Source organism: Modicisalibacter tunisiensis, assembly GCF_020148005.1.
GTDB lineage: Bacteria > Pseudomonadota > Gammaproteobacteria > Pseudomonadales > Halomonadaceae > Modicisalibacter > Modicisalibacter tunisiensis.
On the sequence record NZ_JAGXFD010000001.1, the window covers coordinates 2,211,768 to 2,226,663 of the forward strand.

The 14,896-nt window shown below is 67.7% G+C and carries 15 protein-coding genes; 10 read left to right on the top strand and 5 right to left on the bottom strand.

Going from position 1 to position 14,896, the window contains the following annotated elements; all coding sequences use genetic code 11:
• The first annotated feature begins 1 nt into the window (after position 1).
• The 7 genes from KGQ91_RS10265 (at position 2) to KGQ91_RS10295 (ending at position 5,702) form a co-directional block, all read left to right on the top strand.
• Complete coding sequence (locus tag KGQ91_RS10265; protein ID WP_224420948.1) at positions 2-670, top strand: NADH:ubiquinone reductase (Na(+)-transporting) subunit D; 669 nt, start codon at positions 2-4, stop codon at positions 668-670.
• The gene (nqrE, locus tag KGQ91_RS10270; RefSeq protein ID WP_224420949.1) at positions 671-1,291 is read left to right on the top strand and encodes an NADH:ubiquinone reductase (Na(+)-transporting) subunit E; all 621 of its coding nucleotides are present in this window, start codon (positions 671-673) and stop codon (positions 1,289-1,291) included.
• A 26-nt stretch (positions 1,292-1,317) separates the two neighbouring features.
• Positions 1,318-2,550 (top strand): NADH:ubiquinone reductase (Na(+)-transporting) subunit F, encoded by a 1,233-nt coding sequence (gene nqrF, locus KGQ91_RS10275; protein ID WP_224420950.1) that lies wholly within the window; start codon positions 1,318-1,320, stop codon positions 2,548-2,550.
• Between the two features lie 53 nt (positions 2,551-2,603).
• Positions 2,604-3,614: an FAD:protein FMN transferase gene (locus KGQ91_RS10280; protein WP_224415217.1), complete on the top strand. Its 1,011-nt coding sequence runs from the start codon at positions 2,604-2,606 to the stop codon at positions 3,612-3,614.
• A gap of 1 nt (position 3,615) precedes the next feature.
• The gene (gene nqrM / locus KGQ91_RS10285) at positions 3,616-3,873 is read left to right on the top strand and encodes a (Na+)-NQR maturation NqrM (protein WP_163649942.1); all 258 of its coding nucleotides are present in this window, start codon (positions 3,616-3,618) and stop codon (positions 3,871-3,873) included.
• A 70-nt stretch (positions 3,874-3,943) separates the two neighbouring features.
• On the top strand, positions 3,944-5,335 hold the full coding sequence (gene sthA, locus KGQ91_RS10290; protein ID WP_163649941.1) for a Si-specific NAD(P)(+) transhydrogenase: 1,392 nt from the start codon (positions 3,944-3,946) through the stop codon (positions 5,333-5,335).
• An 82-nt stretch (positions 5,336-5,417) separates the two neighbouring features.
• Positions 5,418-5,702: a YrhK family protein gene (locus KGQ91_RS10295; protein WP_163649940.1), complete on the top strand. Its 285-nt coding sequence runs from the start codon at positions 5,418-5,420 to the stop codon at positions 5,700-5,702.
• A gap of 7 nt (positions 5,703-5,709) precedes the next feature.
• On the opposite strand, the gene KGQ91_RS10300 is transcribed toward KGQ91_RS10295, so the two are convergent.
• The 4 genes from KGQ91_RS10300 to KGQ91_RS10315 all read right to left on the bottom strand — a co-directional run bounded on the left by KGQ91_RS10300 (position 5,710) and on the right by KGQ91_RS10315 (position 9,767).
• Positions 5,710-6,576, bottom strand: a complete 867-nt coding sequence (locus KGQ91_RS10300; RefSeq protein ID WP_163649939.1) for a DNA replication terminus site-binding protein — start codon at positions 6,574-6,576, stop codon at positions 5,710-5,712.
• A gap of 105 nt (positions 6,577-6,681) precedes the next feature.
• On the bottom strand, positions 6,682-7,620 hold the full coding sequence (gene trhO / locus KGQ91_RS10305) for an oxygen-dependent tRNA uridine(34) hydroxylase TrhO (RefSeq protein ID WP_224415216.1): 939 nt from the start codon (positions 7,618-7,620) through the stop codon (positions 6,682-6,684).
• A gap of 178 nt (positions 7,621-7,798) precedes the next feature.
• Complete coding sequence (locus KGQ91_RS10310; RefSeq protein WP_224415215.1) at positions 7,799-8,698, bottom strand: carbon-nitrogen hydrolase; 900 nt, start codon at positions 8,696-8,698, stop codon at positions 7,799-7,801.
• 1 nt (position 8,699) lies between these two features.
• The gene (locus KGQ91_RS10315; protein ID WP_163649936.1) at positions 8,700-9,767 is read right to left on the bottom strand and encodes an agmatine deiminase family protein; all 1,068 of its coding nucleotides are present in this window, start codon (positions 9,765-9,767) and stop codon (positions 8,700-8,702) included.
• A gap of 155 nt (positions 9,768-9,922) precedes the next feature.
• Here KGQ91_RS10315 and KGQ91_RS10320 point away from each other — a divergent pair, with 155 nt between their 5' ends.
• A complete protein-coding gene (locus KGQ91_RS10320) occupies positions 9,923-11,164 on the top strand; it encodes a lipoprotein-releasing ABC transporter permease subunit (protein ID WP_163649935.1) in 1,242 nt (413 codons plus the stop codon).
• Positions 11,157-11,879: an ABC transporter ATP-binding protein gene (locus KGQ91_RS10325; RefSeq protein WP_224415214.1), complete on the top strand. Its 723-nt coding sequence runs from the start codon at positions 11,157-11,159 to the stop codon at positions 11,877-11,879. Before KGQ91_RS10320 ends, KGQ91_RS10325 begins: the two co-directional genes overlap by 8 nt.
• A gap of 31 nt (positions 11,880-11,910) precedes the next feature.
• Here KGQ91_RS10325 and KGQ91_RS10330 read toward each other — a convergent pair whose 3' ends face one another.
• Positions 11,911-12,465, bottom strand: coding sequence for a DUF2062 domain-containing protein (locus tag KGQ91_RS10330; RefSeq protein ID WP_163649933.1), 555 nt, complete (start codon positions 12,463-12,465; stop codon positions 11,911-11,913).
• 95 nt (positions 12,466-12,560) lie between these two features.
• Between KGQ91_RS10330 and KGQ91_RS10335 the strand changes: the two genes are divergently transcribed.
• On the top strand, positions 12,561-14,888 hold the full coding sequence (locus KGQ91_RS10335; RefSeq protein ID WP_224420951.1) for a DNA internalization-related competence protein ComEC/Rec2: 2,328 nt from the start codon (positions 12,561-12,563) through the stop codon (positions 14,886-14,888).
• Positions 14,889-14,896: the final 8 nt, after the last annotated feature.

A 14,896-nucleotide genomic window follows, 5' to 3' on the forward strand; every position in this document is an offset into this window, starting at 1 on the left:
CATGGCTGCCTATACGCCCAAAGGCGTGCTGACCACGCCGATCTTCAAGAACAACCCGATCGCCCTGCAGATCCTGGGGATCTGCTCCGCGCTGGCGGTCACCAACTCCATGAGCACCTCGCTGGTCATGGGGCTGGCGGTCATCGCGGTCACGGCGTTCTCGAGTTTCTTCGTTTCGCTGATTCGCCACCAGATCCCGTCATCGATCCGCATCATCGTGCAGATGACGATCATCGCCTCGCTGGTCATCGTGGTCGACCAGGTGCTCAAGGCCTACGCCTACGAGATCTCCAAGCAGCTCTCGGTGTTCGTCGGCCTGATCATCACCAACTGCATCGTGATGGGCCGTGCCGAGGCCTTCGCCATGCAGAACGGGCCGGTGATGAGCTTCCTCGACGGTGTCGGCAACGGTCTGGGCTATGCGGTGATGCTGCTGGCCGTGGGCTTCTTCCGTGAGCTGTTCGGCTCCGGCAGCGTGTTCGGCCTGACCATCCTGCAGCCGGTCAACGACGGTGGCTGGTACGTCACCAACGGCCTGCTGCTGCTGCCGCCCTCGGCGTTCTTCGTCATCGGCCTGATCATCTGGGGGCTGCGCAGCCTGAACCCGGAACAGGTCGAGGAAAACGAGTTCAAGATCACGGCCAACACCAAGGCCAAGGAGGCAGTGTAAATGTTCGAACATTACCTGAGCCTGTTCGTCAAGGCCGTGTTCGTCGAGAACATGGCGCTGGCCTTCTTCCTGGGCATGTGTACCTTCATGGCGGTGTCCAAGAAGGTCTCCTCGGCCATCGGGCTGGGGGTCGCGGTCGTCGTGGTGCTGACGATCACCGTGCCGGTCAACAACCTGATCCTGCACTACCTGCTGCAGGAAGGTGCCCTGAGCTGGACCGGCATCGCGGGGGCCGAGAACATCGACCTGTCGTTCCTCGGCCTGCTCAGCTACATCGGCGTGATCGCGGCGATCGTGCAGATCCTCGAGATGTTCCTCGACAAGTTCGTGCCCACGCTCTATAACGCGCTGGGCGTGTTCCTGCCGCTGATCACGGTCAACTGCGCGATCATGGGTGCCTCGCTGTTCATGGTGCAGCGTGACTACAGCTTCGGTGAATCGGTGATCTACGGCTTCGGTGCCGGTGCCGGCTGGGCCCTGGCGATCACCGCGCTGGCAGGCATCCGCGAGAAGCTCAAGTACAGCGACGTGCCGGCCGGCCTGCAGGGGCTGGGCATCACCTTCCTCACCGTGGGGTTGATGTCGCTGGGCTTCATGTCCTTCTCCGGCATCCAGCTGTAAGCACAACACGACAATAGGAAACCGACATGGTCGATACATCGATTATCGTGCTCGGCGTCGTCATGTTCACCGTGATCGTCATTGGCCTGGTGGCGATCATCCTGGCGGCGCGCAGCCGGCTGGTGAGCAGCGGTGACGTGACCATCGAGATCAACGACGATCCCGAGAACACCCTGACCACCCAGGCCGGCGGCAAGCTGCTGCAGACCCTGGCCTCCAACGGCATCTTCCTGTCCTCCGCCTGCGGCGGCGGGGGGTCCTGCGCCCAGTGCAAGTGCCGGGTGACCGAGGGGGGCGGGTCGATCCTGCCCACCGAGGAATCCCACTTCACCATGGGCGAGAAGAAGGAAGGCTGGCGGCTTTCCTGCCAGGTGCCGGTGAAGCAGAACATGAAGATCGAGGTTCCCGAGGAGGTCTTCGGCGTCAAGAAGTGGGAATGCGAGGTCATCGAGAACCCCAACGTCGCCACCTTCATCAAGGAACTCAACCTCAAGCTGCCGGAAGGCGAGGAGGTCGCCTTCCGTGCCGGTGGCTACGTGCAGCTGGTGGCGCCGCCCTATGACGTCAAGTTCTCCGACTTCGACATCGAGGAGGAGTACCGGGGCGACTGGGAGAAGTTCGGCCTGTTCAACATCGCCCACAAGAGCGACGAGGAGGTCATCCGTGCCTACTCGATGGCCAACTATCCGGAAGAGAAGGGCATCCTCAAGTTCAACATCCGTATCGCCACGCCGCCGCCCAACACCAGCCATCCGCCGGGCGTGATGTCGACCTACGTCTTCAGTCTCAAGCCGGGCGACAAGGTCACGGTGATGGGGCCGTTCGGCGAGTTCTTCGCCAAGGACACCGACGCCGAGATGGTGTTCATCGGCGGGGGGGCCGGCATGGCGCCGATGCGCAGCCACATCTTCGACCAGCTCAAGCGTCTGGATACCCGGCGCAAGATCTCGTTCTGGTACGGGGCGCGTTCCTGGCGCGAGACCTTCTACAACGAGGAATACGACAAGCTGGCCGAGGAGCACGAGAATTTCGAGTGGCACCTGGCGCTCTCCGACCCGCAGCCGGAGGACAACTGGACCGGGTACACGGGTTTCATCCATAATGTGCTCTATGAGAACTATCTCAAGGACCACCCGGCGCCCGAGGACTGCGAGTACTACATGTGCGGGCCGCCCATGATGAACGCGTCGGTGATCAAGATGCTGACCGACCTGGGGGTGGAGCCGGAGAACATCCTCCTGGATGACTTCGGCGGATGATCCCGCCAAGCCGACCGACCGCAACAGGGCCGCTTCAGGCCCTGTTGTCGGTAGTGGCCCTGGTGATTCTGCTGGTCGGCTGCGACGGCCGTCCGGAGGTGGCGGCTCATCGCTTCCAGGGGCCGATCTTCGGCACCGGCTATCACGTCACCGTCTATGCCGCGCTCGACGAAACCGAGCAGAAGCGACTGGGGCAGGGCATTCGCGACACGCTCGCACATGTCGACCATCTGATGTCCACCTACAAGCCGGACTCGGAACTGTCGCGCTTCAACCGTTACCCGGTCGGCGTGCCGTTCTTTCTCTCGCCACAGACGGCCGAGGTGATCCGCGAGGCCCTGCGCATCGCCCGGCTCTCCAACGATGCCTTCGACGTCACCGTGGGGCCCGCGGTCAACCTGTGGGGCTTCGGCCCCGACGGGCGCCCGGATCGGGTGCCCGACCCGGACGCGCTCGCCGCGGCGTTGGCGCGGATCGACATTCATGCCCTCGAGCTCGACGGCGATACCCTGACCAAGCGCAAGCCGGTGTACGTCGACCTGTCGGCGATCGCCAAGGGCTATGGCACCGACCAGGTCGCCGACTACCTGGAGCAGCAGGGCATCGACAGCTATCTGGTCGAGGTCGGGGGCGAGATCCGCACCCGCGGGCACAAGCCGGAGGGCAGCGAATGGCGAATCGCCGTCGAGAAGCCGGTCTCCCGCGAGCGCAGCGTGCAGCGGGTCATCGACCTGGGGACCTCGGCGGTGGCCACGTCCGGCGATTATCGCAACTACTTCGAGCAGGACGGGGTGCGCTACTCGCATACCATCGACCCGCGGACCGGGCGGCCGATCACCAATCACGTCGCCTCGGTGACGGTGATCAGCGAGCGCTGTGCCACGGCGGATGCGCTGGCCACGGCGCTGACGGTGATGGGCGAGCGGGCGGCGCTGGATCTGGCCGAACGGGAAAACCTGGCGGTCTACTTGATTGTCAGAACGGATGAGGGTTTTGACATTCGCATGAGCTCGGCCTTCGCGTCCTATCTCGAAGGGGCGACGACGGCCGGCAAGGAGGAGTGAGATGACGACCTGGTTACTGGTACTGGGGGCCATGCTGCTGCTGGTGGCCGCGATGTCGGTAGGGGTGCTGCTCGGCCGCAAGCCGATCAGCGGCTCCTGCGGCGGGCTCAATAACCTCGGGCTCAAGGAAGGCTGCGATATCTGCGGCGGCAAGGACGAGGTCTGCGAGGAGGAGAATCGCAAGCGCCGGAGCGATGTCCGCCGCCAGGCCGACGAGCAGCGTGGCCTGGACCTGGGGTACGACGCGACCCGCCGGTGAGCGACGCCGGCTCGTCGGGCGGCGAGCCGGTGAGTCATTTGTCAGAACCAACGAGGAGACGCGAGAGCTGATGGCAGTCCATAACTACGATGTGGTGGTGATCGGTACCGGGCCGGCTGGAGAGAGTGCGGCGATCAATGCGGCCAAGCACGGCAAGCGGGTGGCCATCATCGAGAAGCAGCCGGCCGTGGGCGGCAACTGCACGCACTGGGGCACGATTCCGTCCAAGGCGCTGCGCCATCAGGTCAAGCAGATCATGCAGTTCAACACCAACCGCATGTTCCGCGACATCGGCGAGCCTCGCTGGTTCTCGTTTCCCCGGGTGCTGGAGCGCTCGCGGGTCACCATCGATCAGCAGGTGGAGATGCGCACCAACTTTTACTCCCGCAACCGCATCGACCTGTTCTTCGGTCTGGCCCGCTTCAAGGATGAGCACACCGTGGTGGTGCGCGACAACCATGAGGGCGCCGAGGAGCTCTGCGCCCAGAAGATCGTCGTCGCCACCGGCTCGCGGCCCTATCGGCCGGGGGATGTCAACTTTCGGCATCCGCGCATCTACTGCTCGGACACCATCCTGGGGCTCTCGCACACGCCGCGCACGCTGATCATCTACGGGGCCGGGGTGATCGGTTCGGAATATGCCTCGATCTTCTCCGGGCTGGGGGTCAAGGTCGACCTGATCGACACGCGTGACCGTCTGCTGTCGTTTCTCGACGACGAGATCAGCGACGCGCTGTCGTACCATCTGCGCCAGCATGGCGTACTGGTCCGCCACAACGAGGAGTACGAGCGGGTCGAGGGCGACGAGTCCGGCGTGGTGGTACACCTGAAGTCGGGCAAGAAGCTGCGTGCCGATGCCTTCCTGTGGGCCAACGGACGTACCGGCAACACCGACGAACTGGGCCTGGAGACCATCGGCCTGGAAGCCAATGGCCGCGGGCAGCTGACCGTCGACGACCATTACCGCACGGCGATCCCGCACATCTATGCCGTGGGTGACGTGATCGGCTGGCCGAGCCTGGCCAGCGCCGCCTACGACCAGGGGCGCAGCGCCAGCGACGAGTTCCTCGACGAGCCGTTTCGCTTCGTCACCGAGATCCCCACCGGGATCTACACGATTCCCGAGATCAGCTCGGTGGGGCGCACCGAGAGCGAGCTCACCGAGGCGAAGGTGCCCTACGAGGTGGCCCAGGCCTTCTTCAAGGATACCGCCCGTGCCCAGATCACCGGCGATACCGTGGGCATGCTGAAGATTCTCTTCCATCGCGAGACACTGGAGATCCTGGGCATCCACTGCTTCGGCGACCAGGCCTCCGAGATCGTTCACATCGGCCAGGCGATCATGCAGCAGCCGGGCGAGGCCAACAGCCTCAAGTACTTCATCAATACCACCTTCAACTATCCCACCATGGCGGAAGCCTACCGGGTGGCCGCCCAGAACGGGCTCAATCGCCTGTTCTGAGCCGCAGGCCGTTTTCGGGCAAAGCGTCGAGCCCGCCGTCGTGCGGGCTTTCATGTTCATCTCATCGCGACAGGAGGTCAGGATGCGCAAGGAACGTGACCCGCAGAGCAGTGACTGGATCTTCACCATCGGCCACGAGGAGCTGGTGATCCACCGGCGCTACGAGGTCCTGAGCATCATCAACGATGCCATGCTGGGGATCTGGTTCACCGTCGGCAGCATCTGCTTCTTCTACGAAGGGACGCTCAAGACGCTGGGCGTCTGGCTGTTCGTGATCGGCAGTGTCCAGCTGCTGATTCGTCCCATGATCCGCCTGCATCGCTACGTATACTTCAAGCGGATGCCCGATACCGACCAGGACTACTGACCGCCGCTTACCGGCTGCGGTAACGGTAGACGCGCAGGCTGGGCAGGAAGACGTCGTCCTCGAGGCGCTCGTCGCTGCGCCTGGCCCGGGTCCGGCCTTCCGGCGGGCGGGGCAGCGGCGTGTTGTGGCGTGGCAGCCGGGCGTCCGGGGTCGGGATGAACAGCGGCAGGGGCAGGTTCATGGCGCGCCGCTCGCGACCGTCGGCGAGCGGCTCGGCGAAGAACAGGTTGGCGCGCATCACCGGCGCCTGCTTCTGCACCTGGGCCAGTGGTTCGCTCGACGGCAGCCCGGCGAGCCGCTCCAGCTGGATGCGGATATGCGGTGCTTCGCTGTCCATCGTCAGCAGCCGTTGCTCGGCCTCGCGCACGCTGAGCCGCTTGATCGAGCGGCCGCTCGAGTACCAGGCCAGGCGCACCCGGGACAGCGGGGCGTCGGCGACGGGGATGTGCCGCCAGCACTGCTTGAGATGCAGGCGGGCCAGCCCCTGGCCGCGCAGGTGCTGGTGCAGGGCCGGGTGGCGGAAGGGCAGCACGGCCTTGGCCTCGGGAATCAGCCCGGCGGCCTGGTCGCGGATCTCTGCCAGCGTGGCGGCGAACGCGCTCTTGCGGCGGTTGACCTCGCCCACGGCGTCGAGCAGCGCGTCATCGGCGGCGATCAGGCCCACGTAGCTGCGCGTGACCCGGCCATCCTGGCCGTCGTGATACCAGAAGTCGAAGAGGGCACCCTGCAGCCAGTCGCGATCCGGTGTCGGCGTCTCCAGCGCCCAGGCCTCGCGAGGCGCGTCGGCGTAGATGTCGAGCAGCCGGTGAGTGGCGTCGATCAACGCATCGAAGGCGACTTCGAGTTCGGCCATCAGCCGGTACTGGGCTTCCATCGGTGGCTCCTTTTTATACCGTTATCTTGATGTGCCCAGAATAGCCATTGGGCCATCAGCTGTCACGCCGCCCGCCGGCATGGCGAGCGGGCGGCGAGCCGTCTATCAGGATTCGACGAGTTCCCGAGGATCACGGCCGATCGGGTGGGGCTCCCGGCGTGCCCTGGCCAGCTCGATCTGGCGCTGGCGCTCGGCGGCGCGTGCCCGGGTCTTCTCCGAGAGCGAATCCCAGCAGTGCGGGCAGCTCACGCCGGGTTCGTACTTCTCGGACGCCCGGTCGGCCTCGGAGATGGGGCGGCGGCAGGCATGACACTGGTCGTATTCGCCCTCGCTGAGATCGTGCCGAACGGTCACGCGGTTGTCGAAGACGAAGCAGTCGCCCCGCCACAGTGACTGTTCTTCGGGGACTTTCTCGAGATAGTTGAGGATGCCGCCCTTGAGGTGGTAGACCTTTTCGAATCCGGCGTCGAGCATGAAGCTCGAGGCCTTCTCGCAGCGAATGCCGCCGGTGCAGAACATGGCCACCTTCTTGTGGCGGCTGGGGTCGTAGTGCGCCTTGACGTACTCGGGGAACTCGCGGAACGACTTGGTTCGCGGGTCGACGGCGCCCTCGAAGCTGCCGATTTCCACCTCGTAGTCGTTGCGGGTGTCGATCACCAGCACCTCGGGGTCACTGATCACGTCGTTCCAGCGTTCGGGATCGACGTAGGTGCCCACCTGGCGGCTGGGATCGACGCCGGGCACGCCGAGGGTGACGATCTCGCGCTTGAGCTTGACCTTGGTGCGATAGAAGGGGTGCGCCTCGCAGTAGGACTCCTTGTGGTCGAGCCCGGCCAGGCGCGGGTCCGCCTTGAGCCAGGCGAGCAGGGCGTCGATGCCCTCGCGAGGGGCGGAGACGGTGCCGTTGATGCCTTCCTCGGCAAGCAGCAGCGTCCCCTTGACGTCGTTGGCCTTCATTACCGCGAGCAGCGGCTCGCGCAGTTCCTGGTAATCGGTGAGCGTGACGAACTTGTACATCGCCGCCACGACGATGGAATCACTCATGCAGAAGCTCCAGTCAGTCGTCCGCGTAAAGGACGGTCCGGATGGGTAACAGGGGCGGTGGACACCGCGCGGCAATATTCTACGGCAAACGGCCGAGGCGTGCAGCGCGGCGGGGTGTCGCTGGGGCAGGACGGGCGATGCCGGAGCCGTCGCCCGCCAGGAAACGGAAGACGGTCGATCAGCGGTCGCGATAGCGCCGGGTCAGGTCGCCGTAGGCATCGATGCGCCGGTCGCGCAGGTAGGGCCACATGCGGCGGACATTCTCGCTGCCGCGCATGTCGAGTTCGACCAGCAGGTTCTCGGGCTCGTCGCCGGCATGGGCCAGCAGCTCGCCCTGGGGACCGCAGATGAAGCTGCCGCCCCAGAAGTCGATGCCGGGCGTGACCTCGCTGTGGTCGGCCTCGTGACCGACCCGGTTGGCCACCAGCACCGGCAGGCCGTTGGCCACACCGTGAGCGCGCTGGATCAGCGTCCAGGCGTCCTTCTGACGGCCCTTCTCCGGCAGGTCGTCGGGCGGATGCCAGCCGATGGCGGTCGGGTAGAGCAGCAGTTCGGCGCCGGCCAGCGCCATCAGGCGTGCGGCTTCGGGGTACCATTGATCCCAGCAGACCAGCACGCCGAGCCGGCCCACCGAGGTATCGATGGGCTCGAAACCCTGTCCGGCATCGGCGTCACCCGGGGTGAAGTAGAACTTCTCGTAGAAGCCGGGGTCGTCGGGGATGTGCATCTTGCGGTAGTGGCCGACCCGACCGCGGGCCCGGTCCATCACCACGGCGGTGTTATGGTAAACCCCGGCAGCACGCCGCTCGAAGATCGAGCCGACCAGCACGATGTCCAGCTCCCGGGCCAGTTCGGCCAGGCGTGTGGCGGTGGGGCCGTCCAGGGGCTCGGCCAGGTCGAACAGCTCCGCGTCCTCGTACTGGCAGAAGTAGTGCGTGGCGTGCAGCTCCTGGAGCAGCACCAGTTCGGCGCCCCGGGCGGCCAGGTCGCGAATGCCGGCTTCGCTGGCGGCCAGGCTGCGCGCCTTGTCGGGCCAGGCGGCCTGCTGGACCAGGCCGACCTTGAGGGTCTCTTGCATCTCAACGCTCCTCTTCAAGTGGCGTCGCGTCGGCGGCGCTCAGGCTGCCTTGCGGTAACTGCATGGTCAGGCAGTGTAGGCTGCCATGCTGGCGAATCACACTGCGGCAGTCGATGGGCACGATGTCCCGGTCGGGGAAGGCCTCGGCCAGCGCGGCCAGTGCCCGGGCATCGGCCGGATCGGCGTAGGTGGGCACCAGCACGGCCCCATCGAGAATCAGGAAGTTGGCATAGGTCGCCGGCAGCCGGTGGCCGTCGTCCGGATCGAAGCAGGGCCGCGGCCAGGGCAGCGGCACCAGTCGGTAGGGCGAGCCGTCGCGCCGGCGCAATGCCTGAAGTTCGCGTTCCATCGCCTGCAGTGCGCCGTGGTGCGGATCCTGCGGGTCGTCGCAGCGCACATAGGCGATGGTCCGGGCGTCGCAGAAGCGCGCCAGGGTGTCGATGTGGCTGTCGGTATCGTCGCCCTCGAGATGGCCGTGACGCAGCCAGAGCACCCGGTCGATGCCGAAGTCCTCGTGCAGGCGCGCCTCGACTGCTGCCCGATCGAGCGTCGGGTTGCGGTTGGGGTTGAGCAGGCAGGCCTCGGTGGTCAGCAGCGTGCCTTCGCCGTCGGTCTCGATGGCACCGCCCTCGAGCACCAGGTCGCGGGATTCCACCGGAACGGCGAAACAGCCGGTCTCGGCCAGGCGGCGGGTCAGGGCGTCGTCACGCGCGGCGGGGAACTTGCCGCCCCAGCCGGTGAAACGGTAGTCCAGCAGTACCACGCGACCGTCGCGCTCGACGGCGATGGGGCCGTGATCGCGGGCCCAGGTGTCGTCGCTGGGGGCCACGGCGAAACGCAGGCGAGCGGCGGCCACGCCGAGGTGCGCGAAGCGCGTCGTCAGGCGTTCCCGGGTGGCGGTGTCGGCCACCGTGATCAGCACGGCCTGATGGCGGGCGATGGCCACCGTGATGGCTTCCAGCGTCGCCTCGATGCACGCCAGCAGGGGCGCCCAGTCGCTCTCGGCGGTGGGCCAGGTAAGCTGAATGGCATCCTGCGGGTGCCATTCGGGGAACAGACGCTGCGTCATGGTGTCTCCTGAAGCCGAGAACGCGCCCCGGGGGCGGGCGGCGGCATTGTAGATCGCGCCGTGTGCGTTGCAAGCCTTTCGTCGCGTCGGGGCTCGATGCGTCGGCGCCGAAAAAACCGTACCATGGGTCGCCTGTCGACAAGGAACCGAAGTTGATGCTGGATCGCCTACCTTTTCTGATCGGATTGCGCTATGTGCGCGCCAAGCGCCGCAATCACTTCATCTCGTTCATCTCGCTGACCTCGATGCTGGGCCTGACGCTGGGCGTGGCGGTGCTGATCCTGGTGCTGTCGGTGATGAACGGCTTCGACCACGAGCTGCGTACCCGGGTGCTGGGCATGGTGCCCCACACACGCATCGAGAAGCCCGCCGGGATGAGCGACTGGAAGCCGCTCGCCGAGCGGCTGACCCGACGCAAGCATGTCGTCGCGGCGGCCCCCTACGTGGAACAGCAGGGCATGCTGGCGGCCGGCGGCAACACCCAGGGCGCGCTGGTATGGGGCATCCAGCCCGACTACGAGAAGCGCGTGTCGATCATCGACCAGCACATGCAGCAGGGCAGCCTCGATGACCTCAAGCCCGGCGAATGGCACGTCGTGCTCGGCGATCTGCTGGCACGCAACCTGGGCGTGGGGGTCGGCGATCGGGTGACACTGCTGGTGCCCGAGGCCTCGATCACCCCGGGGGGGGTCTTCCCGCGCATGAAGCGCTTCACGGTCAGCGGCATCTTCAAGGTCGGCGCCGACCTCGATGCGCGTCTGGCCTATGCCAACATCCAGGACATGCAGAAGCTGGCACGCATGGGCGACAACGTCGGCGGGCTGCGCCTCGAACTCGACGACCTGTTCCTGGCGGGCAGCGTCACCCAGTCGATCCTCAACGAGCTGGGCTACGGCTATCGCGGCATGGACTGGACCTACACCCACGGCAACCTGTTCCAGGCGATCCAGATGGAGAAGCGCATGATCGGGCTGCTGCTGATGGTGATCGTCGCCGTGGCGGCCTTCAACATCGTCTCGACGCTGGTGATGGTGGTGACCGACAAGCACGCCGACATCGCCATCCTGCGCACCATCGGCGCCACGCCGCGCACCATCATGGGCATCTTCATCGTCCAGGGGCTGGCCATCGGCCTGATCGGCATCCTCATCGGCGTGGGGCTGGGCATCGCCCTGGCGCTGTCGGTGTCCGACATCATCAGCTGGTTCGAGTCGGTCACCGGCATCCAGTTCCTGGACCCCAACGTCTACTTCATCAGCTACCTGCCCTCGCGGCTCGAGTGGAGCGACGTGGGCCTCATCGTCGCCACGGCCTTCGGGCTGAGCTTCCTGTCGACGCTGTATCCCGCCTGGCGGGCGTCACGCGTGCAACCCGCGGAGGTCCTGCGCTATGAGTGATCCGGTTTCTTCCGTCGCCACACCCGACACGGCGGAGCGCGAGGTCATGCTGGCCTGCGCGGGGCTGACCAAGGTCTACCGCGAGGGGCCCCAGGACGTCACCGTGCTCAACGGGCTCGACCTGTCGGTGCGCGCCGGCGAGCGTGTCGCCGTGGTGGGCAGTTCCGGCTCCGGCAAGACCACGCTGCTCAACCTGCTGGGCGGGCTCGACCGGCCCACCGCAGGCACGGTGCGGGTCGCCGGCCAGTCGCTGGCCGAGCTGGGCGAGGCGGCCCTGGGGCGTTTCCGCAACCGGCATATCGGCTTCGTCTACCAGTTTCACCACCTGCTGGCCGAGTTCACCGCCTGCGAGAACGTGGCCCTGCCGTTGATGATCCGGGGCTGGAAACGTCGCGAGGCCCAGCAGCGGGCCGCCGACATCCTCGAGCGGGTCGGCATGGCGCCACGCGCCGATCACAAGCCCGGCGAACTCTCCGGCGGCGAACGCCAGCGGGTGGCGATCGCCCGGGCCCTGATCACCGATCCGAGCCTGATGCTGATGGACGAGCCCACCGGCAACCTCGACCAGACCACCGCGGCGAGCATCCTCGGTCTGATGGATGAGCTGGCGGCGACGGCGGCCTGCGCCTTCGTGGTGGTGACTCACGACCCGGGGCTGGCCGCCCATCAGGATCGGGTGCTGCACCTTGATCTGGGCCACCTGACCGAGACCTGACGGAGGCGGGCCGCGACGGGGCGCCAGAGTCTCAGGCGGAAGGCGGTCGTCCGGCGTGGGCCGTCCGGGCCCGCCGCCGGCGGCGCTGGCGACGCCGCCAGCTGCGCGCCACGTGCCAGCGCCAGATCAGGCGGATCGCCACGTTGGCCACCACCCCGGTGACCACCGCGGCGACCAGCGAGCCGAGCAGCAGCGGCGGCAGGATCTCGGCCATCTTGGCGGCGATCCAGTGAGTGCTGAACTGGTCGGGAGCGGGGCGTGCCGGGGTGTTCAGAAGCCAGGCACCCAGCCGATAGTTGCCGTAGAAGATCAGCGGCATGGTCAGCGGGTTGGTCAGCCAGACCAGCCCGACCGACAGCGGCAGGTTGCAGCGCAGCAGCCAGGCGCCGGCGGCGGCGACCACCATCTGGAAGGGCATCGGCAGCAGGGCGCAGAACAGGCCGACCATGAAGGCATTGCCCACCGAGCGGCGGGTCAGCATCCACAGCGTGGCGTTGCCGATCAGGTGGCTCATGAAACGCAGCGAGCGATTGCGCTGCAGGGTTTCCGGGTGAGGCATGTAGCGCTGGAGAAGACGGCGCGGCATGGTATCGCTCGCTGTATCGGGTTCGGTCATTATCCATAGTTGGCCCGCCTTCTGCCATGGCCGCGTGTCAGTGAGGAGCGTCGTTCATCGTCTCGTTGCACTTCCCTCGTTTCCCTGGGGCGAGCCTGGCCGCCGGCCTGGCGCTGGCCGCCGTGTCGGGCAGCCTGGCGGGCTGGCTGGCGCTTCCCGGGCTGCCGGAGTTGCTGGCGCTCGCCGTACTGCTCGCCCTGTCGGCGGGCCGCCACCGGCTGGTTGTGCTGTTGCTGGTGATGGCCCTGACGGCACTGGCGATCGGCGAGGCGCGACAAGCGCAGCTGCCCGAGGGGCTGTCGCGCCAGGACCTGCGGGTGAAGGCCACCGTCACCCGGTGGCAGCGCGACGGGTCGCTGGCCCGGCTGCGCCTGGCCGTCGCGGACTGCCGGCCGCTGGCGGCGGTACGCCCGGCCTGCCGGGACCTCGGGCGGGTGCGGGTCAGCTGGTACGATCCGCCGCCGCTGGCGACGGGCGACGTCTGGTCCCTGACGCTGCGGCTGCGACCGCCGGCCGGCTTCGCCAATCCTCACACCTTCGACTACGGTGCCTGGCTGTGGCGCGAGGGCATCGGCGCCACCGGCTATGTGCGTGACGCGCCACCGCCGCGGCGGCTGGCGGACGGCAAGCCCGGGCTGCGTGACGCGGCGCTGGCGCACCTGGATCGCCGGATCGACGATCCGCTGACCCGGCGCTGGCTGGGGGCGCTGACCCTGGGGGCTTCCGAGCGGCTGACGGAGGCCGACTGGGCTCTGCTCAATGCCACCGGTACCACGCATGTCATGGTGATCTCGGGGCTGCACGTGGGGCTCGTCGCGACGCTGATGCTGTGGCTGGCGCGCGGGGCGGCCAGGCTGGTCACGCCCGGCCGCTGGCGGCTGGCGGTATGGCCCTGGTGGGCGGCGGCGATGGCCGCGGTGGGCTACGGGGGGCTGGCGGGGCTCGAGCCACCCACGCTGCGCGCCATGATCATGACCCTGATCGGCCTGTGGGTGGCCAGCGGCCGCCATGCGCCGGGCCCCTGGCAGGGCTGGTGGCTGGCGCTCGCGCTGGTGGTGGCGATCGACCCGCTGTCGCTGTGGCGACCGGGGCTGTGGCTGTCGTTCACCGCCGTGGCGCTGCTCATCCTGGCCTGGCAGGGGCGCCGACGGCCCGCCGGCTGGCGAGGCTGGTGTCTGGCTCTGCTGCGTACCCAGCTGCTGCTGTCACCGCTGATGGCGGCGGCCGTGCTGCTCGCCTTCGGTCGCCTGGCGCCGGCGGCGCCCCTGGTCAACCTGCTGATCGTGCCGCTGGTCGGCAGCCTGCTGGTGCCCCTGGGGCTGGCCGGCTGGGCGGCGGCGCCCGTGCCGCCGCTGGCGTCGCTGTGCTGGCAGGGCTTCGCCTGGCTGGCCCATGGGCTGCAGGCCGCCCTGGCGGCGATGGCCGACACCGTTCCGCTGTGGGAGCCACCGGGCTGGGCGATCTGGCCGACGGCGCTGGCGCTGATTCTGGTCACGCTGCTCTGGGCGCTGCCGGGGGTCACGGCGGCGCCCCGCTGGCTGGGCAGCCTGACGCTGGCCGTGCTGGTCGTGACGCTCACCCCGCCCGACATGGCGAAGGGCCAGTTGCGCCTGCGGGTGCAGGATGTCGGCCAGGGGCAGCTGGTCGAGCTGCGCACGGCCCATCATCGGCTGCTCTATGATACCGGGCCACGCTTTCGTTCCGGCTTCATGCCGTTGTCCACCCTCTGGCCGGCGGGGCAGCAGTTCGATGCCGTGATCGTCAGCCACGGGGATCGCGACCATGCCGGCGGCGTCCCCGCGCTGGTGGCCCAGCATGAGGTCGCGCGCTGGTACTCGCCGCTGGCGGACCGGCCGTCGGCCGCTGGCGGGGAGGCTGATCGTCAGCCCTGTCGGGCCGGGCGTGGATGGCGCTGGGATGGTGTGCGCTTCCGGTTCCTGTGGCCGCGCGGGACGCCCCCCGACAGGCCCCGCAACGACCGCTCCTGCGTGCTGCTGGTGACGGCGGCCAACGGCGAGCGGGCCCTGATCAGCGGCGATGCCACCACGGCCGTCGAGGCACGCCTGCTGGATGCCGTGCCCGAGGGCGTGACGGTGCTGGTGGCCGGGCATCACGGCAGTGCCACCAGTTCGTCGTCGGCCTGGGTGGCGGCGACCCGGCCGCGACAGGTCGTGTTCAGCGCCGGGCGGGACAATCCCCACGGCCACCCCCGGCCCGCGGTGGTGAGACGCTACCGGCGCGCCGGCAGCTGCCTGTGGAACACGGCGCTGGATGGCGCGGTGACCCTGTGGCTGGGCGGCGCGCACGCGCCGGCGCTGGCCGTCCGGCGAGCCCTGCCGGGCGGGGTCGAGAGTGTCGAAGGGGGCTGCCATACGGTAGAATCGCCGCACTGAAATCGGCG